The sequence below is a fragment of the Weissella bombi genome, assembly GCF_900094835.1.
Classification (GTDB): Bacteria; Bacillota; Bacilli; order Lactobacillales; family Lactobacillaceae; genus Weissella; species Weissella bombi.
Genome location: NZ_FMAO01000011.1, coordinates 37,189 through 61,489 on the forward strand (window position 1 = coordinate 37,189; position 24,301 = coordinate 61,489).

The window sequence follows — 24,301 nt, forward strand, 5'->3', positions numbered from 1 at the left end:
ATTATTCTCCTGCTAATTGTGCCCGAGCTTGATCTAATGACATACCTGCCATCAATAATCCTAGCTCATTCTTCGATGTTTCATTTGCATTAACAATACCTGTTATCTCACCGTGTGAAATAACTGCAATGCGATCAGCAACATTTAAAATTTCATCTAGCTCAAAACTAACTAACATCACTGCTTTACCAGCATCACGTTGATTAATTAATTGTTGATGAATATATTCGATAGCGCCGACGTCTAGTCCACGTGTTGGTTGTGCTGCGATAATAAAATCGGCATCACGATCTAACTCACGTGCAATAATTGCTTTTTGTTGGTTACCACCAGACAATGAACCGGCCGTTACTAACTCGTTAACAGTACGAACATCAAACTTTTCAATTAAATCGCGTGCATGCTTATTAATGGCATTGTAATCAAGTACTCCCGTCTTTGAAAGTGGACGCTTGTAGTACGTTTGCAATGCAATATTTTCAGCCAAAGTCATATCCAATTCAAGACCAAAACGATGACGGTCTTCAGGAATATGTGCTACCCCAGCTTCTGTGATTTGACGTGGCTTTTTATTTGTTATTTTCTTACCATGTAAAACTACTTTTCCAGAAGCTGTTGGAATCAAACCAGTAATAGCTGAAATAAGTTCAGATTGTCCATTACCATCAATTCCCGCAATTCCTAGAACTTCACCGGCCTTAAAATCAAGGCTCAAATCTTTAACAGCCGTCACACCACGACTATCTTTTACGGTTAGGCCTTCCAAAGAAAGTACCGTTTCCTTAGGTTGTGCTGGTGTCTTAGCAGTGTCATATAACGATACTGAACGCCCAACCATGATATCAGCTAATTCTTGTGATGAAACCCCCTCAACTGGGAACGAATCAATTGATTTACCACGACGGATAACTGTCACTTGGTCAGCAACTGCTTTAATTTCATCCAACTTGTGAGTAATCAAAATAATTGATTTACCTTCAGCAGCCAAATGACGCATGATATTCATCAATTCATCAATTTCTTGCGGTGTTAATACCGCTGTTGGCTCATCAAAAATCAAAATATCAGCACCACGATATAGTGTCTTTAGAATTTCGACACGTTGCTGCATCCCCACTGAAATATCACCAGCTAAGGCTTGCGGATCAACGTCCAATCCGTATTGTTCTGAAAGCTTTTGGATATCTTTAGTGGCTTTTTTGATATTCAAGTTCATCCCATTTACTGGTTCTGAACCTAACACAATATTTTCAGTAACTGAAAATGCATCAATCAACATAAAATGTTGGTGGACCATTCCAATTCCTAGTTCAGCCGCTTTTGCCGGACTATCAACAATCGTCTTTTGACCATTAATTAAGATATCACCTGAAGTTGGCTGCAATAAACCAGACAGCTGATTCATTAGCGTTGACTTACCTGCACCATTTTCACCAAGTAGCGCGTGAATTTGACCACGTCTTACTTGTAGGTTGATATCATCATTTGCACGAAACTCACCAAATTGTTTCACGATATTGTGCATTTCCAGCACAATTGGCTCATCTGCCATATTCTCTTTCTCCCTGAAAAAAGTTCCAACTTGTCTACATAAATTTAATATATAAAGGTTATTTTACATATTTTCAACCCGTTTTACTAGTATTCAACCTAAAATAATTCGTCTTTTAACATTTTTGTCACATAACATCGGATATATAGGAGCTAGTAATCAAAAAAGCCGAACATTATCTTGTTCCGCTTTCCCAACTGTTACCTATTATTGCAATCACTTTTAGTTTACTTTGCTAGGTACCTTAACGTCACCAGCTTTTACAGCATCTTCAGCCTTTTGTACAGCTTGCTTTTCTTTATCATTCAAATTAGATTTTGTTAACCCAACACCATTGTTCTTCAAGCCAAACGTCACAACCTTTCCACCAGGGAAATTGCCCTTCATCGATTGGTTAGCAACTTTAACAACTGAACTTGGAATCTTCTTAATTGCTGAAGCCATCGTTAGGTTAGCAGCTTCGCCATTCTTAGCTTTGTAATCACCTTGGTCTTTTTGATCCATATCAACTCCGATGACCCAAGCTTTATTTTTATCATCAGCGTTCATCTTTGTATCAATATCCTTGGCTGCTGTAAATACTGAGTTTCCGGCAGGTCCAGCTGCTTGGAATATAATATGTGAACCAGAAGTATACATTGCATCAGCAATTGTCTTTGACTTTGCAGTATCAGTAAATGATTCAATGTATTGCACATCAACCTTCATATTTGGATCAACCGACTTAACACCGGCAACATAACCTGCTTGGAAAGCCTTAATGGTTGCTGAACTCATACCACCAATAAAACCGACCTTGTTATCACCTAATTCATGAGCTTTGGTTGCCGCAGCAACTCCAGCCAAGTATGAGGCCTCATGTTGCTTAAACATCATTGAAGCAACGTTCTTTAATGACTTCTTAGCCTTATCATCAATCAAGACATAGTCAGTCTTTTTGTTCTTTTCTGCTGATTCAACCAAAGCATCATTCGTTGCATATCCAACACCAATCAACAAGTTGTAATTAGCTGAAACTCCTTGTTGAAAGTTGGGTGCAAAGTCTGCATTAGTCTTTGAAGCAAAGTAGTCATAACCGTCTTTACCCTTTTGTAAGTTGTGTGACTTACCCCAATCAGTTACACCTTTCCAGGCTGATTGGTTAAATGAACGATCATCCACACCGCCAACATCAGTCACCATGGCAACTGAAAAATCTTTTTTATCAGTACTTGTATTCTTATTACCCAGCACCGTTGCACCGACACCAGCGATAATAACAACTGCAACTCCACCAATTACTAAATTACGACGTGAAACCATGTTTCATTTTCCTCAACTTTCGCACATCTATGTCTAACCGATTTAATCTAGTTAACAAAGTGGTTAACAAGACTTTAAAACCTTAATTTCTTTGATTAGTATAGCCTGTTGAAACGTTATACGCAATCTATATTGTTAGACTTTTGACCGTTTAAGTAAAACGTTTTACGTTATTTTATGCTTAACTTATGCTTTAAAAGCGAACAAACAAATATCCATAATCTAAAAAAGTTTGTCATAAAACGTTTTAATTGTTTTTTATACGCCTATATTAACAACTGCTATTCGGTAATTTTTTTGTTTACAATTAGATAACAGATTAATTTTACGTCATGTTTTACTTCTCTAATAGCGTTTGATTTGTCAATTGTGAAAGACTAATAGCATAAGCCTTATCATTTTAGAAAACATGCGTATAATAGAAGTCAGTTATTAAAAATTAAAAACTAAGGAGTGAGTGCGTGAACGATTTAAAAGCATTATTTAAACGAGTAGATGTACAAAAGCTAATTGCATTAATTTTTATTTTAGCTCTTTTATATGTCGTTAAAGATTTAATTAGTATTGTACTGTTAACCATTATCTTTAGTTATTTAGCGATTAAAATCGCCACCAAAATTAACCGTTGGACTAAAATTCCTTATGGTTTATCCGTCCTACTTTTCTTCGTTGCCTGTTTAGTTATTTTGGGGATGGCATTTACTTTTATTATGCCAACCTTAATTGAACAATTTGCAGTTATTCCAGACGAAGTAATGAAATTCATTAAGAATTTTCCTGATGTTAAAGAGTATTTAGACGAGACGTACAAAAACCTTGATTTGTTAAGCGAAGTTACCAAAAATTGGCAAACGCTTTTAGCAAGTGGTTTAGATACACTTACTATAATTAGTGGCGTCCTTTCTAAACTTGCTTTATCGATCTTTTTAAGTTTTATCTGCGCAATTTCATGGACAAAACTACAAAAATTCGGCATAAAGTTTTTAAATTCTGATTATCCAGTATTTTTCAAAAATGTTTATGATTTAGGTAGCACTTTTATCCTTATCTTAGGAAGCGTTATCGAAGTGCAGCTTACAATTGCATTTATTAATACCATTCTTATGGTTATTGGTCTAAGCTTGATCAAAGTACCTAGCATTATGGTTATGGCATTATTGATTTTTATTTTAGGCTTAATCCCTATTGCTGGTGTTTTGATTTCATTAATTCCATTGAGTATCATTTCATTTGCTGCACTAGGATGGACAGGTATGTTCGAAGTTTGGGCCTTAGTTGCCGCTATTCATTTCTTTGAATCATATTTCTTACACCCACGTCTTATGGCTAACCGTACAGAACTACCAATCTTTTTAACCTTTGCTACCATCATAGTGATGGAACATTTATTAGGCGCTTGGGGATTAATTATTGGTATTCCAATCGTTGCCTTTATCTTAAGTATTTTAGGTGTCCAGGATGCATCTATCAGTAAGCCTAAAGAAATTAAAACAAAACAAAAAGCTCAAGATTGATAACATATCAATCTCAAGCTTTTACTAACAGGATAGCGATATCCTGTTTTTTTATTTAATTAAACAAATAGTGATAGAACCAATACTGATCCTAGACCTGCTAGTGATAGCACACTAGTCAATGTAGTCCATGACAACAATGTTTCCTTTAGTGATAGACCAAAGTATTCTTTAATCATCCAGAAACCAGCATCGTTAACGTGATCAGCGAATACTGAACCAGCTCCGATAGCCAAAACAATCAAGGCTGGGTTAATTGATGATGAAGCAACTAATGGTGCAATCAAACCAGCAGCAGTGATACCTGCAACGGTTGAAGAACCTAAACTAACACGTAGCACAGCAGTAATCAACCATGCTGCAATGATTGGTGACATTGATGTATTAGCAAATAATGCTGAAACATAATCTGAAATACCACCTTCGATAAGTACCTCTTTCAAGGCACCACCACCACCAATAATTAGTAGCATCATTGCAATTTGCTTAATTGATTCAGTCAATGTATTACCAATTTCGTTCATCTTAGCATGACGCATAACACCCATTGAGAATACGGCAAAGATTAATGATAGCAACATCGCAATATCAGGGCTACCAATAAATGAAATCGTCTGACCAATAGCTGACTTAGTAGATAAGAAAGGTTCTAGAATTGTGGCAATTCCAATCAAGATAACAGGCATCATTGATGTCAAAATACTAATACCAAAGCCTGGTGTATCTTCAATCTTAAATGTCTTAAATTCACCAAAGACATTTGGTGTTTCCTTGTGATAAGCACTTGGATAAACTTTCTTCAAAACCATATTGAAGATTGGACCTGAAATAATAATCGTTGGAATAGCTACAATAATTCCAAGTACCAATACTTGACCAATGCTTGCGTTAAACACACCAGCAACTGCTGTTGGCGCTGGATGAGGTGGCAAGAATGCGTGTGCTGTGTTCAATGTCGCTGCCATTGGAATTCCAAGGTATAGTAATGGAATACCCAACTCACTAGCAATCACGAACAGAATTGGTAGCAATACAACTAGCCCAACTTCAAAGAACAAAGCAATTCCGACAATAAATGATGCTAAGATAATCGCAATTTGAATTTGCTTACGACCAAATTTTTGGATTAATGTATTCGCAATCCGATAACCACCACCGGTATCAGACACTAACTTTCCAATCATTGATCCAAGACCAAAGACAATTGCCAAGTGGCCTAGTTGACCACCAATTCCAGTCTCAATAGCTGGACCGATTTTATCAACCGGAATTCCTAATACAAGCGCTAAAAAGACAGCCGTTACTAACAATGAGACATAGGTATTTAATTTGAATTTTACAATTAGTAAAATCAATAAAATAATGCCTACGAAAACCCAAAATAATGGCATAATAGTTTCTCCTTAAAAATATCAACAAAATATAATGTTACCGTTCACAATCAAACGAGTACATTTTATTGTAACCGCTTTCAACTAATTTGGCTAGTACTTTTTTCACATTGATATCCCTAAATTAATAATTTCTTAAAATATTCGTTCACTCACAACAAAAAAGTTTCCAATCGCTTAAATTGGAAACTTTTATCTTATTGAATAATTTAAATTAACGCAACAAATAGCCACCATCAACTGGTAGTGTAACACCTGTCACATAACTAGCAGCATCACTGGCCAAGAAGACCACAACACCCATCAACTCAGACGGATCTGCCCAGTGTCCGGCTGGAATATGATTCAAAATTTCTGGTCCACGTACGGGATCTTCTTGCAATGGCTTCGTCATATCAGTATTCACATAGCCTGGTGCAATCGCATTAACCTGAATATTATGTGCAGCTAACGCGTCTGCATATGCCTTCGTTAAGCCAACAACCCCATGCTTGCTAGCTGCGTATGGATAAATAAACTTTCCTGCTCGATATGATTGCATTGAAGCAATATTAATAATCTTACCACTATCTTGCTTTGCCATAACTTTAGCAACAGCTTGTGATAGATAATATAGCGCATTCAAATTCAAGTTAATAACTTTATCCCAATCTTCTTTAGGGAATTCATCCCATTCATGACGAATGGTCATACCGGCATTATTAACCAAAATATCAATCTTACCGAAAGTTTCCATTGCATAAGCCACAATTTTATCAGCGGCTTCATCCTCAGTAATATCAATCGCAAAAAACTCAGCACGGTGACCTGTTGTTTGTGCGTGAGCCTTAATGTCATCCCATCCCTTTTGTGAACGAGAAATAATTAAAACGTCAGCGCCTGCTGTACTAAGTGCTTTCGTATAATATTGTCCTAATCCTGAAGCACCACCGGTAACAATCGCAACTTTTCCCGTCAAATCAAATTGTTTCATACTAAATGTCTCTTGTGTCATTGTTTATTTCCCCCTCGTTACTTTAAGTATATACCACTTCAAATACTTCACAAATGCAAGGTATTTGCTCATTAAACTGCTGACCTACACTAGCGTATTCTGCTTTAAAAAATTCTTGATGAACTTGGCGCCAATAATCTAGTGACCGATCACCTTCACCTTCATGATAAGCATGTTCAGCAGAAACCAAATCATAAGGTATTATCTCAACTACCTTAGTTTCTGTTATACAAACTGGTTGTTGGTGGGCATCTAAAACGATATTATATTCCCCAACATATGGTTGTGCTTCATCTGGTTCATATAAATCAGCTGCTGACGTTGTTGCAGTTTTAATACCGCAACGTGTTAATTCAGCCAATTCATCCACCATTTTTTGGTCACCACCATATGACCACGCCGAATATGGCGTGGCTGCTGGGATACCTTGTAAATCGCAAAAGTTCTGCCAGTATTGTGTAATTTGTTCATTATTTGTCATAATATTCCCTTCCCTGATGATATTATAACTTATTTTCACCTACTACATCTTCTTAAATAAAAATGAGATTGCCATCCAAGAAACGATGACAACCTCATAAAATTATCCAAATATGACGGATTTACCTAGCTTTATAATGATAAATAGTTGCGTTAAAGTCTGAAAATACCGCCAGTTCATAAATACCCGCACGCATTAATTCATCGCCACCAAATTCATCCCCAGTCGCAACATCTTGGTAAACTTTATCAGCATCCAAACCAACTAACTTAAGCATATTATTTTCAGGTTGTGCTTGTGACAAAATACTAAATGAAAATACTAACGCTTCATTTTTATCTTCACTAACAAACATCCAAGCACCACGATTACCCTCACTCGGATCAATTAGACGGCTATATCTACCATATTGTACCAATTGACGAATTTGTTTATACTGTGCAACTTGTTCTTTGACAGCTTGCTTTTCTTCATCAGTCATCTGCGTTAGATCTAATTCATAACCAAAAACACTACTCATCGCAACAGCGCCACGCGTCTCAAGTGATGTATAACGTCCTGTTTGTTGGTTCGGCGCTTCTGAAACATGCGATGTAAATGATGAAGTTGGATATGCTAATGATGTGCCGTATTGAATCTTCATACGCGCAACTGCATCAGTGTTATCACTGGTCCAAGATTGCGGCATGTAATACATAAAGCCGGCATCAATACGACCACCACCACCTGAGCAACCTTCCCAAAGAATATCAGGATACTCTGTCGTCAAATCTTCTAGTAGTTGATACAAACCTAATACATAGCGATGCATAACCTCACCTTGATGACTCGCTGGTAAATCGTTTGCATAAACATCACTCAAATTACGATTCATATCCCACTTCACATAATCAATATCCGTATTATCAAGGATAGCTTTCATTTGGTCATGAATATTTTCACGAACTTCTGGGCGTCCAATGTCTAATACGTATTGATTACGTGATGGACTTGGGGTGCGGTTTGGAACTTTAAGCATATATTCTGGATGGTTTTTATACAAATCAGAATCAATTGAAATCATCTCTGGTTCAAACCAAATACCGAATTGTAAACCACGTTCATGAATATAATCCGCAAAGTGCTGTAAGCCCTGTGGGAATTTCTTCGCCAACACTTGCCAATCACCTAATGATGTATTGTCATCATCACGATGACCAAACCAACCATCATCAAGCACGAACATTTCGATACCCATCTCTTTAGCTTCATCAACAATTGGTTGCAATCTTGCTTCATCAAAGTCCATAAAAGTTGCTTCCCAATTATTCACAACAATTGGTCGCTCCGTATTTTTATATTTACTACGGACAACGCGTTGACGTAATAAATCATGTAGTGACTGACTCATACCATTTAAACCGGTATTCGAATATGTCATAATCACTTCGGGCGTTTGGAAACTATCTTTTGGTGCAATCTCCCAATCGAATTGATCATCATTGATACCGACAGCAATTCGATATGTGCCATATGGATCTTTGCTAACTTCTTCTTTATGATTTCCTGAATAGACAAAGCTTAGTCCAAACACTTCACCTTGAAATTCATCCGCATGTGTATCAGCAATCGCAATGAAATTATTCATGTGATGACTTGTTGTACCACGTCGACTTTGGAAAACCTTCGTACCAAATGTAATTGGTTCACGATTAATATTACGTTCATTAACCTGACCACCTGGTAAGGAAATAACATCTTTCTCACCGGCTGGTAAATCAATCATCATTGAGGCTACTTTTTCTAAGTGAACCGCTTGATCACCATAATTGCTAATCTTTATAGACCGTGTCACAACTGGCCGATCCCGATAAATCGTATAATTCATCGCCAACGTTAATTGACTCACCTCATCAACTAAATTGATTGTTAATGTCTGTGCTTCAGATTCGTCCATGACATACGTTGCCGGCAAACCAGCTAACTTAGGCTTACCATCTGAAATTGTATAATCTTGATATTTGAAGAATGCTGATCGACTACCATCCGCCTGACGAATCACAAGCGCTGGCGATCTAAAGTCGCCATCCCCTTCATAGCTATATTCCCGCAAAATTGCATCTAATGAATAGGTACGATCTAACGATCCAGGTAAGTTATCCGAAAAACCACGATCAAGACGTGGATTCTTTAATTGTCCGTGATACTGTTTAATACGTTGACCATAATATAGGTGAGCTAAAATGCCACCCTCTTCAATACCTAATACATATGATATTTCATCATTATGTAGGTGAAATGACTTCGTCTGATTATCAAAAACAATTAAGTTATCCTGTGTCATACATTACTTCCCTTCATGATGTAGTTTAAAGATTGGTTCTGTCACTGCAGTAACAGCTGTATCGGTTGGCACAACCAAATCTGAGTCTTTAAAGTTTTGCCAGTTTGTCACCACAACAGCAACCGTATCATCATAACCAGCCTTCTTAATAGCAGGATCCCAGAATTCAATCAACTGATCACCCTTTGTGACTTTTTGCCCTTCCGTAACAAAACTAACAAAACCAGTTCCATTCATATTTACAGTGCCAAAACCAATATGGATTAATAGTGCAACACCATCTTCTGAAACTAGCCCAACAGCATGACGCGTTGGGAATACTTGCTTAACAGTTGCATTAAATGGTGCGTACACCTTACCATCAGTCGGTGTAATCGCAAAACCACGACCAACCTGACCACTAGCAAATGTCTGATCTGACACTTCCGACAATGGCTTAATTTGTCCAGCAACTGGTGCGGTCAATACGACAGTTCCTTCAAGCGACTTAGCTTCTTCAGCTACCGCAATATTCTTACCCCAAGTCTTAGCCAATTCATCAACAATTTCTGCGTGACGCTTTTCAGTTAGAGTTGACTTACGCCAGAAAATAATAAAGGCAATGATTAACAAAACAGCTGGAACACCAAACATCATAAACTTAAATTTAAAGGCGCCACTAGCCGTAATTGATGCAGCTGTTGCTCCTGTCGTCATACCAGCAATAACAGCAACTTGACCAACAACTCCGTTTGAAAGCGCACCACCCAACTTATCCAACAATGGACGAATTGATAGCGTCAATGATTCATCACGATGGCCCAACTTCAACTGACCATATTCAACAGAATCTGAAATAATCATCAAAACAACCAAGAAAATAACTGCCTGTGGTACCTGGAACATTTCAGCGGCAACGATAACCATGGCAAATGACTTACCAGCTAGTGAGAATATCAATAGTCCTGCTAACATAATTCCGATACATGTCGCAAAGACACGACGACGGTTAAAACGATCAACCAACTTAGGGAAGATTGAAACAGAAACTAAACTAATAACAATATTGACACCTTGGAAGATTGAAAATAGCGTTGACTTTCCCATGATGAAAGTAAAGTAATACAACACAAGTGAATTCTCAATGTTAATACCGATTGCATAAATACCATATGTTAAGGCAATCCACATTAATTGGTCATTCTTTGCTAGCGTTGAAAAAATTTGTTTAAAACCAACAGTATCTTCAACGTTTTTACGTAAGTCAGATTGTACTTCTTTCGTTCCCAAACCAACAATCCATGACGTTGCAATTCCAACCAAAGCAACAATTAATCCAAATGCAAACCACCCACGTGCATCACCAGTTCCGTTTACCTGATTAACTGAGAAGAAAAGCACTAGTGGCATAACAACAACACCAACTAGTCCACCACCTAATGTTGATCCAATACGTGCAAATGATGATGTTCGTTCACGTTCTTTTGAGTTAAACGATAGTGCCGGAATCATCGACCAGAACGCAACATCCTTAAAGGCATAAAAAACATCCATTGTAATATACAAAATTGCAAAGACAACTAAGTACAAGTAAGGATGGCTTTGATTCAAACCACCTAAATCAGTGAACAATAGCAATAACATAATTGATGTAATCGTTCCACCAACCACAACCCATGGTTTGAACTGACCAAAACGTGTTTTGGTACGATCAATCCAGTTACCAATAAATGGATCAATGACTAATTCAACAACACGTAAGATTGTAATAATTGCTGTGATATACATAATCATACGGTCGTTTTGCGCCTTATCACCCGTATTAAACAAGTGTGTCGTCACAAACATTATGAAGTATGTTGATAGTGCTCCATAAAAAACATCATTACCAAAAGCTCCAAATGCATAAGACACTCTTGAAATAGCCTTTTGCATCGGACTTTGGTTAGCTTGATCATTAACTTTTTCCATAATACTTCCTCTAAAATTTATTAAAATAACATGCAACAAAATATAACTAACTACTAATTACAACAAAGCATTGTAAACGCTTTCTTTTAACAAATCAAGTTAAAATCCTATTCTTAAGCAACTTGTAAATTACAATATTTCGTAAAAAAATTCGATTGTCATTTTATAAAAAATTTTGATGGAACTTTATTTTTTAATTTGTGATTATTTTCACTTTATTTATAACATTACTTTTGTTATACTCTAGTTGTTTTTAAAACTTATTAATCCTTGGGGGAAAATATTATGAAAGCAGCAGTTGTTAGAGATACTTGTGATGGTTATGTTGATATCAAAGACGTTGAATTACGTGAATTACATTATGGTGAAGCACTTGTAAAAATGGAATATTGTGGATTATGTCACACAGATTTACATGTTGCCGCTGGTGATTTTGGTAAAGTGCCTGGTAGAATTATTGGTCACGAAGGAGTTGGTAAAGTCATCAAGTTAGCTGACGGTGCTGAAAACCTTAAGATTGGTGATCGTGTTTCAATCGCTTGGTTCTATCGTGGTTGTGGTCACTGTGAGTACTGCACAACGGGTCGCGAAACACTATGCCGTAACGTTGAAAACTCAGGCTTTAATGTAAACGGTGCAATGGCTGAAGAATGTATCGTACCAGCTGATTATGCCGTTAAAGTACCCGAGGGTCTCGATCCAATTGAAGCAACGTCACTAACCTGTGCTGGTGTGACTGTCTACAAAGGCCTTAAAACTGGTAATGTCCAACCAGGTCAATGGGTCGAAATTGTTGGTACTGGTGGTCTAGGTAATTTGGCCGTGCAATATGCTCACAATGTTTTTGGTGCTCATGTTGCAGCTGTTGATATTGATGATGAAAAATTAGATGCTACAAAAGAGCTTGGTGCTGATTTAACAATTAATTCTAAAGACGAAGATGCTGCGACAATTCTACAAGACAAAGTTGGCGGTGTGCATAGCGCATTAGTAACTGCCGTCAATGCTGCATCATTTACAACGGCCGTTAATGCCCTACGCCCTGACGGCACCTTAGTGGCCATTGCTTTACCAAAAGGTGATATGGGCTTGAACATTTCTAAGACGGTCCTTGATGGTATCAAAGTTGCTGGTTCATTAGTTGGTACCCGTCAAGACTTAGCCGAAGCCTTTCAATTTGGTGCTGAGCATCGTGTTAAGCCAATTGTACAGACACGCTCACTTTCAGAAATTAATGACATTATCGACGAAATGAAAAATAATCAAATTGTTGGTCGTATGGTAATTGATTTTACCCATTAATTTGTTTATATATTAATACATTTTTAACGAAAAGAGTCGTTGGGAAATCTTATTTTATCCCAACGACTCTTTTCAGTTACTCTTCTATGTTAAAGCTTACAACATTCATTTGTTATATAAATCACATTAATATATAACAGGTATGCTAATTTGCATAATACATAATTGCCAGTATAATGACTTATATAGATTGATGAAATCTATATAAGTCGCTACAAACAAATTACGAACGGGGGAATATGATGAGTAACAAATTAACAACACAAGCAGGACAACCATGGGCTAATAACCAACATAGCTTGACGGCTGGTGAACGCGGCCCTGTATTAATGCAAGACTATCAATTACTAGAAAAGTTGGCGCATTTTGATCGCGAACGAATTCCTGAACGTGTCGTCCACGCAAAGGGTGCTGGTGCTAAAGGTGTCTTTAAGTTGACCCATGACATGAGTCAATTTACCAAAGCAAATTTGTTCAATGGGGAAAACAAAGAAACACCCCTTGCCGTTCGTTTCTCATCAGTAGCTGGTGAGTCGGGTTATCCAGATACTATTCGCGATGTTCACGGATTTTCTGTTAAATTCTATACAGAAGATGGTAATTACGACATTGTTGGTAATAACACACCTGTATTTTTTATCAATGATCCGCTAAAGTTTCCAGACTTTATCCACTCACAAAAACGTGATCCACGAACACATAAGCGCGACGTAAATATGCAATTTGATTTCTGGGCACATTCACCAGAATCAATTCATCAAGTCACCTACCTAATGGGAGATCGTGGTAATCCTACTAGTTTACGCACAATGAACGGTTATGGTAGCCACACTTATAAGTGGGTGAATGCTGATGGTGAACAATTCTGGGTAAAGTATCACTTTATTAGTAACCAAGGTGTATCAAACATGTCTAATGAACTAGCTGCTAAATTGGCTAGTGAAGATACCGACTATCTACAAAATGAGATGTTCAACGCTATCGAAGATGGTAACTACCCTTCATGGACACTTTCCGTTCAGATTATTCCTTATCAAGAGGGACTTGATTACAAATATGATATCTTTGATGTCACCAAAACAGTATCTCATAAAGACTACCCGCTTCATGAAGTTGGTGTTATGACTTTAAACGCTAATCCAGATAACTACTTTGAAGACGTGGAAGAAATTGCCTTCTCACCAGCCAACTTAGTACCAGGTATCGAACCTTCAATGGATAAGTTGCTACAAGGTCGTTTGTTCTCATACAAAGACGCACAACGTTATCGTTTAGGTGCCAACTATGAACAATTGAAGGCCAACCGTCCACGCAATGAAGTTCATAACTATGCTCGCGATGGCTTTATGGCACAAGGACAAGATGGTAGTGTTAATTATGAACCAAACAGCCAAAACGGTCCCGTTGAAGATCCGCATGCATCAATTACTAGCGATATGTTCCAAGGTATGACTGGTGCATACGAACCATACGATACTGATTACTATTCTGCTGCCGGTCGTTTATACAACATAATGTCTGAAGACGAAAAGCAACGTTTAGTAGAAACATTTAAGAGCAACCTCGGTACCATTGATAGCCTGGAAAACAAGCAATTAATGGTGCAACAAATGGCCCGTGCTGATATGGACTATGGTAAGCGTGTTGCTGATGCAATCGGTGTTAATATCAATGATATAGAAATTTAAAAATTAATATAAAAGCGGACACACTTTTTTATAAGTGTATCCGCTTTTTATTTTTATTAATTCTTTCGAATCGCCCGTTGCGTGATAGTCGTTATTTTATTAATAACCACTTCTGGATCCTCTGGTGGTAATTTTAGCTTATATTGGCCTATAAAATGTGTCATAAATTGTCCAATAACAAGTTTGCCAATATCACTGGGAACTAGTTTTGAATCAACATTTTCAGTTGTATCTAACAACTGCTGAATTTGTTCAAAACCAGGTACTAACTTAGGCAGTAACATCTGTTTTAACTCATCACAAAAATCTGTATCAACTAATACTTGATTTAATAAAATAATACCAACTTGATAATTATTAACTAAAAAATAATAGCGATCATGCACAACATATGCAATTAAATCATCAATTGTCGTTGCATGTTCTTTAACCTGGTTGACAAACTGTTCACCAAAATTAGGTAAAAGTTGTTGCACCAATGGTTGTAAGATTGCATGCAATAATATTTTTTTCGTTTTAAAATGTTTAAAAATTGCGGCTTCACTCATACCAGCTTCACGTGCAATCATTGCTGTTGAAGTTCCTTGATAACCCTTCTCAGCAAATAATTTTACCGTTGCTTTCAATATTTCACGTTTACCATTAGGCATATCCGCATTAGCTAACCATTCATCAAAATTTTTCCCTGCTACATCAGTCATATAACTACACCTTTCGATAACGTTTCAATCCAATTATATTACCAACAGACAAAATAACAATAAATACCACTAACGCCAACAAGTTACCCAAAATATTATCGAAATTGCCACCCTTTAAAATAACCGTATTTAATGCAGAAGCCCCATACTTTAGGGGCAAAATTGATGCTAACCATTGTGCCCAAGTTCCCATTGCACTTAATGGAATAAGTCCTGAAAAGAACAATTGTGGAATTACAACAATCGGCATAAACTGTATCATCTGAAATTCTGATTTCGCAAACGTTGAAATAAAAATACCAAATGACAATGCAACTAGTGCAATCAAAACGGTCGTTACCGTGACTAACCAAATCGATCCAGCAACCTCAACATGTAACAGAGTTACCGAGAAGCCAACAATTAACAAGGTTTGTACAATTGCAACAATTCCATAGCTAATCAAATAAGCAAACACAATATCTGAACGTTTTACTGGTGTTGCTAGTAGCCGATCTAACGTTCCCGAAGTACGTTCCTTCAATAATGCCATGCCGGAAATCAAAAAGACAAATAAGAAAATAAAGAAACCAATCATAATAGGCATCATCTTATCAAAAAATGTTGAATCGCCATCCCCATAATTGTAACTATTGTGTATCGTGGGTGATGACGTTGATGACTGAATAACTTGTCTACCAGTTGGCAACTTTTCTTGCATTGTTTTAACAGCTTTAGCAAGTTGTGTCATTTTATTTTTGGTTAAAGCACCTTGTAACGCTGCTTTCGTGACATTTGTTTTACCAACATCTGTATTAGCATAAGTAACGTACAAATCACCATCTGTATTCCTAATAATAGCGTCAACTTTTTCATCTGCTAACGCCCGTTTAGCACTTTCATTATCACCATAAGTCTTAACATTAATTTTACTAGTATCATCTAGTGTTGTACGCAATGTTTGTTCAACATTCACAGCTCCTATCGTTGCGTTTGTCGTCGTATTCACATTAAATATATAAGATAACAACGCCAATATAACTAAAGGCGCAATGAAAATTAACGCTAATGTCCGTTTATCACGTAGTAATTCTTTTAATACACGTTTCGCTATCGCTATAATTCGCATCATCGCTCACCTTCTGCTTTCAAAAATACAGCTTCGACTGAATTTACTTGATAATCTTTCATTAATTCCCTAGGACTTTCGTCCGCAATAATTTCACCATCTAGCAAGAGGACAACCCGATCTGTCAGTTCAGCTTCATCCATTGCATGAGTTGTCACTAAAATAGTGCGTCCTGCTTCTTTAATGTGATATAACTCTTGCCAAATTTTTCTCTTTAAGCCCGGATCAATACCAACCGTTGGTTCATCCAAAATAAGCAAATCCGGTTCGCCCAATAACGCAATTGCTAATGATAAGCGTCGTTTCATGCCTCCAGAATATCCACTAACTTTTTTTGCAAGATGCTCGGTCAATTCAACAACTTGTGACACGTGTTGAATCTCCTTTTTAATGACCGCTTTTTTTATACCTTTCATTTGCGCAAAAAAGTATAAGTTTTCATAACCAGTTAACACGTCATACAATGCGTCAGCTTGTGCCATATAACCGATATTATTTAGTAACTCACGATTTGGCATTTGCGTATCAAATACCAGCGCCTTACCAGCATTCGCTTTCTCCATGCCTAAAACAATTTTAATAATCGTTGATTTACCTGCCCCAGATGGTCCAATCAATCCAACTATCTCGCCTTGTTGAACGTTAAAATTTGCTTCTTTTAAAACAACCTGGTCGCCAAACTTTTTTTGTACATTATTTAAACTAACTATTGTCTTCCTCATGCAAAATACCCCTCAAATTATTACGTTTTCACCAAGTGAGTAATCACTCACTTACCTATTTGTCTAAAATTCTATCATTTTATTTTTATGCTGTAAATGATATGTCTCGCATAAAAATAAAAAGAGTAAATACAGAAAATTTACATTTCCATATTTACTCTCAAATAAAATTCATTTTCGCTTCTTAACTAGATACACAATAATAATAATTAAAATAGCCGTCATTATTATCGTCCCAAACCAAGCAAAATTGCCTTTTGCCAAAGGCAGATGCATATTCATCCCGTAGAAGCCCGAAATAATTGGTGGCACTGCCAAAATTAATGACCAAATTGTTAAAAAGCGCATTGTATCATTTAAAGTATTATTCAATAAATTATTGTACGTATTCGATAAACGGTCCACCAAGTCAGCTGTATCCTGCGTCATTTGCTGGCTTTGCTTTGTCTCAATCTCAACATCTGCAATCAGATTTCGTTCCTTATCAGTTAAAACTAACTCATCCGTAGCATCATTTGCATTTATTTTTATCTGTTGAATCGCCATTGCATTATTATCGATTGCGGTCGTTAGGTGCACGAGCTGATTACTCAATGAAGATAGCCCCTTAATCTGACGGTTACTTGGGTTATTATGAAATTTTGTCAACGCTTCACGGAGTGTATTAATCTCATCAATTTGATCCATATATTGATCATTTAATTGCCACAATAATTGTAATAACACAGTTAAAATGCTCAATGGCTTTGTCCCCATCTGGGCAAACAATTCATGTAATGTCTGATTAACAATATTGGTATTCTCTGGGACTACCGAAATTAACGTTTCTTCTGTCAAAATAAAACTAACTGGTACAACTTGATATTCATTAAGTTGATCATCCTTCACGATAACTTGCCATATCAACATCGCCATTTTCGTTTGATCATTATATTCAAATCGTGAACGTTCTCTAGAATCACGCACATAAGATTCAAACTTATTTGTTAAATGAAATTTTGTTTTTAATTGCTGCAGATCTTCATCTGTCGGATCAGTCACATCAATCCAATGCTGACCATTTAACACAACGTGTTCTTGATACATAAGCATTTATCCCTTTCTTTAACAACCTTGCACCTTATTATATCAGTGATTTTTATAAGCGAAACACATTTCGTTGCCTAAAATAAAAAGACTACCAACATCACTGTCAGTAGTCTTAAATTTAAGTTCTATACTTTCTAGCATGGGTCTAAAAATTTCACTCTTTTTCAATTGAACTGTTTTATAAATTTACTAACTAAAAAGTTTGCGAACCTGATAAAAATTATCAGATTCACAAACTATATTTTACAAACCATTTAAGTCAATTTTATAACTTTGTTCTATTAAGCATAGAGCCAGAAAAACAAATTATTCAACCTTTACCTTTTTGAATAGACTTCCCTTTCTAAAAGAAAATAAGTATCTTTTTTATTTATATTTGCTACTTGTTATCATGGATAATTCTATATTTATATAGATTATTTGCTTTTTAGTTAATTAAAGTACTTTCTCCCAATTACCTTCAAAGACATAAGTAGAATTGCCATACAAGATAGAATATAGAACATAGATATTTTTATTTGTGAAAGTAAATACTACATATCCTGAACATCCTGCAGTGCCTTGTTATTCAATGTCTGGTTTAAATTCTTCTAAATATTTGAAACGTTCTTCGATTAATTTTTTGTCGCTTTGTGATACTTGATTAGAAACAGCAATATTTTTAAAAGTATTCCAAATATTATCCCCTTTAGGGAAAATTCCCCATGGAACGTGTTGTCTAACTGGTCTTAACATAGCCGCATTTATGTCTAATAAAAAAGTTTTTATTATCAGACGTATCTGATAAATATTTTTCAATACTATTAATTCTCTTTTTGAATATTCCCATCAATAAGTTTCCTTTTATTCTAATATTTCGAATTCTGGTAATTCATCAACTAATTCAAGGGTTCGCATACTTACCGTAATAACAGACAGTAAGAGATTTAAAATATACTTAGGATCATCATTGAAATTATTAGGATCATCCATCACCCCTGATTGGGTATCTATTTTCACTTGATATTGATCAATAATCCATTCAATTGCTGATTTACCATTTACCATGTATTTGTATGCTCTATCAGGAATATTTTTAATTATGATGCTTTCATTATAAATAATTGTATCCAAATTACCATTTTTAGGATGTTTCATCCTTTTAACACGATAATTTGGTTCATATATTTGCACTTCAACGCCATCCCAATTTGGCTGATTTTCATAATTTAAATGTAAATTTGCAAGTTTATGCCCAATTTCAACATATTTTTCTTTGTATCGAAGTTCAGGAATTTTTGGAAATGACTTTGATAAATCTTTATAATATTTTTCCGCATATTCTGGGCTATGAAAAACTCCATAAACATAATACAAAGCGTCTTCCTCATTCAAATTTGATATGTTTTTTATAACTTCGGGACGAATAGCCGAATATTGTTCATCAATTTCAACTAAAGCGTCCTCATTAACACTATGATACAAATATTTCGGCAAATTCTGTGAGCCACCTGAAAATAAATTAACATCTGGTAAAACATTGACCATTAATGTTGAGAATCGTTTTCCCCCTGTTTTATTGGAAAAGGAAATCATAGAGTTGACAGCAGTCGTGCTAGGAAGTACCTTAGACATTTGATATTGTCTATCCACCCATTCTTTTGCGTAATAAACATACTTCTTGGTGAACGGTCGATACATTCCGAGATACATTCTATCGCCATGCCAAGCTTGAGATTCTCCACGTTCAAAACGATGTTTTAATGTGGACGTCCAAGAAATATCTGAAACATTATCATCGTAAACATCTTTATCACCAAGATGTTGATTATAATAATCAATACTTTTTTTCATGGTTACTTCAACCTGAGATTGAGAAAAATTCCATGACCAATCATCGCGGCCAGTTTTCAGACCACCTGTATAATCAACAAACAGAGCATCTTGTCCCTTCTTATTACCTAGAGGGATAAGTTCATCAAAATTAGAATCACGTTTGTTTATCCAATCACCTTTATCATTCGGAGTTATACTTTGGAAGTCTGATTCTAATCTAGATAGTCCCTTCCATTCCTTCAATTTTTCTAATTTCTGATATTTATTAAGATTACTTCCGATATCTAAATAATGAAGATTCCCTTTTCCTGTAAAATTAGCTGTTTTAATCAAAAAAACGATCGTGACACCCGTCATAATGTCAAAAACATTTCCACCTTCTAATACAGCTTGTTCCTTAGTTTTTCCACGAATACCTCCTTTAAGATTTAAGATATAGATATCGGAAAATTCTTGCACAAGAGACTTTCTCATCCCGTCCATTGCATTTCCATCTATGAACGAATTATTTGTGATAAATCCAATTATCCCATTTTCTGAAATTCTGTTCGCTGACCAGCGCATAGCGCGTATATAAGAATCAAATAAATTATTCTTATTAGTTGCTGTGGAAGTTTCTATCCAAGAATTTTGTAAACTTGTGTCTAATTTTTCATAGACAGTCCTAATTTGGTTTCCGTCTTCATTTTTTTGCTTCGCAGAATAAGGAGGGTTCCCAATAATAACAGTAATTGGTGCTTCTTGCTGCCGCTTTAATCGTTTATCATTAGTACCAAAATAGTCATCATCTAGTGTATCTTCAGCCTCAGTACTCTCAAAAGTATCTGTTAATACAATACCCTCAAAAGGCACGTACCCTTCTTCATCACCGTTTATTTCATCAAAAGTTGCTTCAATATTAATCGCTGCAATATAATAACTTAATAAAACAATCTCGTTCGCATGTAACTCTTTTGTGAATTTACGCGTAATGTCGGCTAATGTTATTTTTCCAGCATCCATTTGTTTTTTTAGGTAAGTCAATATTCGAACAATAAAGGTTCCTGTGCCAGTAAAGGGATCTAAAATATGTACATCTTTACTAGCTAAAGACTTACCAAAGTGCTTCTTAAGCACATCATCAACAGAATGAACAATAAAATCAACGACTTCAATTGGTGTAAAGACAATCCCTAATCTTTCAGTGGTTGATTTAAAGGCTGTTTTGAAAAATTTATCATACAAAGTGACAATGATTTTTTGTTTATCTTCTGCTTTTTCAATGCCTTCTGCCCGCATTTTAACAGACTCATATAAAGGTTCTAAATTTTCTTGCTCTTTTGTAAAACCAGCTTTTTCGAGCTCAACAACAATCGATTCCATAGATTTTGAAACAGGATTTTGATTCACAAAGCTGTATTCTTCAAAAAGAGCTTCAAAGATAGGCTTGGTAATTAAATGCTGAGAAAGCATTTCCGCCGCTTGATTTTCATCAATACTGTCGTTGATATTATGCCGCAGTGATGAAACGAACTTTTTAAATTCTAGACTGATTGGATCTTGTTTATTTGACAACTTAGTTTTAATCCAGCTAATTTGTCGCTCTGCAATTTTAGCCACATCTTGCGACCAATTTTCTAGATATTTACGATCGCCAACTTTTTGTACAATTTTACCAAAAATGGCACCCTCAAACTTGTCCCATTCGAAATTTAACTCAGTTTGAACGTTCACTGGATTATCTTTATCAATGTTTGATTCCTGATTATTCATTTGATCAGGTGCACTTCCTACACCAATTACCTTGAGTTGTTTAGGTTTAGCCATATTTAACTTATCAATCATAGCTTCAAAACGCTCATCAACAGAACGTAACGCATTAATCACTTGCCAAACTGTTTCATAATTCTTATTATTATCTAAAATAGTTTCAGGTGTTTCGTCTGTTGGAATCACAATAGGTAAAATAATATAACCATAATCTTTACCTTCAGCTTTACGCATAATCCGTCCAACTGCTTGAACAATATCTACCTGTGATTTTTTAGGTGACAAGAAAATAACCGCATCCAGCGTGGGAATGTCAATTCCTTCTGTCAAGAAACGCACATTTGATACAATACGAGCCTCATCTGCTGGTTTATTTGGATTGGCTAACCAGTCTAAAATTTCTCCCTTTTGAAGCGCGTTCATTTGGCCGTCCGCATGCCGCATTGATAAGTGAACAGACTGTTCATCAACAGCATTGCCAATATATTCATTGACAACTTCTTCAAATTGGTTTGATACCTTTTTAGATTCTTCGATTGTACGTGTAAATGCTATTGCACGCTCTAAAGGCGCCCCATCATAGGGACTATTCTTCACTGGATTCTTGTATCCATTACGACGCATCATGCCGTTCCAAATACCAACAATTCGACCAACATCATCAATATTTAAACCATTTTCAGAATCAGCTAACGTTCGTTGCATATCTTTTTGAATAGCTGCCTCATCAACAGCTAGAACCATTACTTTGTAATCAGTTAAGATACCATGTGACACGGCTTGACCAAATCCCATACGGAAAAATACTTCCCCATATTTACTTTCATCATCCATAGAAGACAGTAAGATACTTTTTTCTTTAGCGTTTTTCTTGGCACTTTCACCAAATATCTTTGGCGTTGCTGTTTGATACATGCGCTTAAGTCCCTGAACATTATTATTACTGTGAACTTTGGCAAATATACTAGCTTCTTTGGTAGATTCGTGAGCACCAGTGGTTCGATGAGCTTCATCAGAGACTATAAAGTCAAATTCTGGCAGTCCCTTTTTCTGTGCCTCACCAATAACATCAATACTCTGATAGGTACTGAAAATAACGACCATATCAGTTAGTTGACCGTTTTCAAAATCACGCCAATTTTGCAGTATTTTTTGACTAGATGTTGTCGCTGGATAACCTATATCAGCGGCTTTAATATCTTCATTATCCTCTGTACCACGAGAAGCATCACGATCTGATGTCACAGCCATACTTGTCATAGTTAGTTCTGTATCATTGTTCCAACTACGCAATGTTTGCGTTAATAATTGAATACTTGGAACCAAGTATAGCACTTTAAACGGCTTATCTTGCTCTTTAGCTAGTGCTTCAGAAATTTTTAGGCTAGTAAAGGTTTTACCGGTTCCTGGCGCCATAATCAACTGCCCACGGTCATGATTTTTAAAATGATTAAGTGCATTCTCTTTAGCCGTCTGTTGGTAATCACGCAATTGTTTTGGCTTTTTAATAGTTACTTTCTCAGGACGTTCAAAATTAAACTGTGACCAGTCAATTTGAGAGTTACGTAGATCGGACAAGCCAATAATTTCAATACCTTTTTCGTTTTGTTCAATCGTTTCACGAGCATTACTATTCCATTCATCGACTGTCGAAATAATCAAACCACGCTGATAGTAGTTTTTTCCTAATTCAGCAACAAATGAATTAATGGCATTCTTACCAACCTTATGCATATAAAATTTTGCTTGAATTGCTACTAAATCACCATTTTTTTGTTTGGCAACTAAATCTACACCAGTATCTTTTTTAGAGATACCATAACTATCAGGTACATCCGATAATAACCAAACATTTTCATACAATGCCTTATAAGTTGGTTCATTTTTTAAATAAGCCAATACGAGCTTTTCAAAAAGTGTGCCGCGCTCACGTTGAATATCACCCGCAACTTGATTAATTTGGTTGATTAAATCATTAAAATTCTGTGCATTCATTACATTCTCCTACTAAAGTATCACCATTTTTTTTGAGATGTTCCTTTTATAATTTCTACCATGATTTTTTAAAACAGGATTTCCTTTTTCTATATCCTGTGTTGGTATATTCAACTTTTTTAAATCTTTTATTTCTGGCCTATATTATGCTAATAGCTTCTATCTTGTATAGTTGAACCTTGCTTTTAATCTTTTTGGTTAAAAACATCTTGCCAATAATCATAAAAACTATCAACTGTAGCCCTTGAATTATTAGGATAAATACTATACCTTTCATTCTTCTCTGAATCATAACTTTTTCAAAAATTTTTTGTCATATTTTGATTGTCCCTTAATAATTTTTTATTACTCTTTTACATAACATCATCAATAATGTTCAAAATACTATAAACATCTTACCATAGTTTAATTAGCATAGTTTTTAAATGATTCACTAGAACATCCTAGAAATCTTTCTATACATATATTTATGTAAATTTATTATAGAAAACTTCTAATTTATAATGTTATTCATCCTCCTACAAAAAAACTACCAACATCACTGTCAGTAGTCTCATCAATTTGTATTCTAATTAAGCTTCAGGCTTCAAGATTTTCTTTGAAACAACGTTCAAATCTTCATCTA

General features: G+C 35.8%; 16 protein-coding genes. 3 read left to right on the forward strand and 13 right to left on the reverse strand.

Going from position 1 to position 24,301, the window contains the following annotated elements:
• Position 1: 1 nt before the first annotated feature.
• Positions 2-1,552, reverse strand: a complete 1,551-nt coding sequence (locus GA0061074_RS07260) for an ABC transporter ATP-binding protein (protein ID WP_092463313.1) — start codon at positions 1,550-1,552, stop codon at positions 2-4.
• A 222-nt stretch (positions 1,553-1,774) separates the two neighbouring features.
• Positions 1,775-2,854, reverse strand: a complete 1,080-nt coding sequence (locus GA0061074_RS07265) for a BMP family lipoprotein (RefSeq protein WP_092463314.1) — start codon at positions 2,852-2,854, stop codon at positions 1,775-1,777.
• A 461-nt stretch (positions 2,855-3,315) separates the two neighbouring features.
• Between GA0061074_RS07265 and GA0061074_RS07270 the strand changes: the two genes are divergently transcribed.
• Positions 3,316-4,368: an AI-2E family transporter gene (locus tag GA0061074_RS07270; protein WP_092463316.1), complete on the forward strand. Its 1,053-nt coding sequence runs from the start codon at positions 3,316-3,318 to the stop codon at positions 4,366-4,368.
• A 59-nt stretch (positions 4,369-4,427) separates the two neighbouring features.
• Here GA0061074_RS07270 and GA0061074_RS07275 read toward each other — a convergent pair whose 3' ends face one another.
• The 5 genes from GA0061074_RS07275 to GA0061074_RS07295 form a co-directional block, all read right to left on the reverse strand.
• Positions 4,428-5,759, reverse strand: a complete 1,332-nt coding sequence (locus tag GA0061074_RS07275) for a gluconate:H+ symporter (RefSeq protein ID WP_092463318.1) — start codon at positions 5,757-5,759, stop codon at positions 4,428-4,430.
• 214 nt (positions 5,760-5,973) lie between these two features.
• Positions 5,974-6,753, reverse strand: coding sequence for a glucose 1-dehydrogenase (locus GA0061074_RS07280; RefSeq protein ID WP_092463320.1), 780 nt, complete (start codon positions 6,751-6,753; stop codon positions 5,974-5,976).
• Between the two features lie 22 nt (positions 6,754-6,775).
• Positions 6,776-7,234 carry an ASCH domain-containing protein gene (locus tag GA0061074_RS07285; RefSeq protein ID WP_092463322.1) on the reverse strand — a complete coding sequence of 153 codons (459 nt, stop codon included), beginning with the start codon at positions 7,232-7,234 and terminating at the stop codon, positions 6,776-6,778.
• A 121-nt stretch (positions 7,235-7,355) separates the two neighbouring features.
• A complete protein-coding gene (locus tag GA0061074_RS07290) occupies positions 7,356-9,557 on the reverse strand; it encodes an alpha-galactosidase (RefSeq protein WP_092463324.1) in 2,202 nt (733 codons plus the stop codon).
• Between the two features lie 3 nt (positions 9,558-9,560).
• Positions 9,561-11,507 carry a sugar MFS transporter gene (locus GA0061074_RS07295; protein WP_092463326.1) on the reverse strand — a complete coding sequence of 649 codons (1,947 nt, stop codon included), beginning with the start codon at positions 11,505-11,507 and terminating at the stop codon, positions 9,561-9,563.
• Positions 11,508-11,792: 285 nt separating this feature from the next.
• Here GA0061074_RS07295 and adhP point away from each other — a divergent pair, with 285 nt between their 5' ends.
• Both adhP and GA0061074_RS07305 read left to right on the forward strand, forming a co-directional pair.
• Positions 11,793-12,809, forward strand: coding sequence for an alcohol dehydrogenase AdhP (gene adhP, locus GA0061074_RS07300; RefSeq protein ID WP_092463328.1), 1,017 nt, complete (start codon positions 11,793-11,795; stop codon positions 12,807-12,809).
• Between the two features lie 242 nt (positions 12,810-13,051).
• A complete protein-coding gene (locus GA0061074_RS07305) occupies positions 13,052-14,497 on the forward strand; it encodes a catalase (protein ID WP_092463330.1) in 1,446 nt (481 codons plus the stop codon).
• Positions 14,498-14,553: 56 nt separating this feature from the next.
• Here GA0061074_RS07305 and GA0061074_RS07310 read toward each other — a convergent pair whose 3' ends face one another.
• The 6 genes from GA0061074_RS07310 to GA0061074_RS07335 form a co-directional block, all read right to left on the reverse strand.
• Positions 14,554-15,198 carry a TetR/AcrR family transcriptional regulator gene (locus GA0061074_RS07310; protein WP_092463332.1) on the reverse strand — a complete coding sequence of 215 codons (645 nt, stop codon included), beginning with the start codon at positions 15,196-15,198 and terminating at the stop codon, positions 14,554-14,556.
• Positions 15,199-15,202: 4 nt separating this feature from the next.
• The gene (locus tag GA0061074_RS07315; RefSeq protein ID WP_092463342.1) at positions 15,203-16,306 is read right to left on the reverse strand and encodes an ABC transporter permease; all 1,104 of its coding nucleotides are present in this window, start codon (positions 16,304-16,306) and stop codon (positions 15,203-15,205) included.
• Entirely contained in the window at positions 16,306-17,028 is a 723-nt protein-coding gene (locus GA0061074_RS07320) for an ABC transporter ATP-binding protein (protein WP_092463334.1), read from the reverse strand. Before GA0061074_RS07320 ends, GA0061074_RS07315 begins: the two co-directional genes overlap by 1 nt.
• A 171-nt stretch (positions 17,029-17,199) precedes the next feature.
• Positions 17,200-18,114 (reverse strand): magnesium transporter CorA family protein, encoded by a 915-nt coding sequence (locus tag GA0061074_RS07325; RefSeq protein WP_092463336.1) that lies wholly within the window; start codon positions 18,112-18,114, stop codon positions 17,200-17,202.
• Positions 18,115-18,681: 567 nt separating this feature from the next.
• Positions 18,682-18,915, reverse strand: a complete 234-nt coding sequence (locus tag GA0061074_RS07330) for a hypothetical protein (protein ID WP_092463338.1) — start codon at positions 18,913-18,915, stop codon at positions 18,682-18,684.
• Between the two features lie 45 nt (positions 18,916-18,960).
• On the reverse strand, positions 18,961-23,676 hold the full coding sequence (locus GA0061074_RS07335; protein WP_092463340.1) for a DEAD/DEAH box helicase: 4,716 nt from the start codon (positions 23,674-23,676) through the stop codon (positions 18,961-18,963).
• Positions 23,677-24,301: the final 625 nt, after the last annotated feature.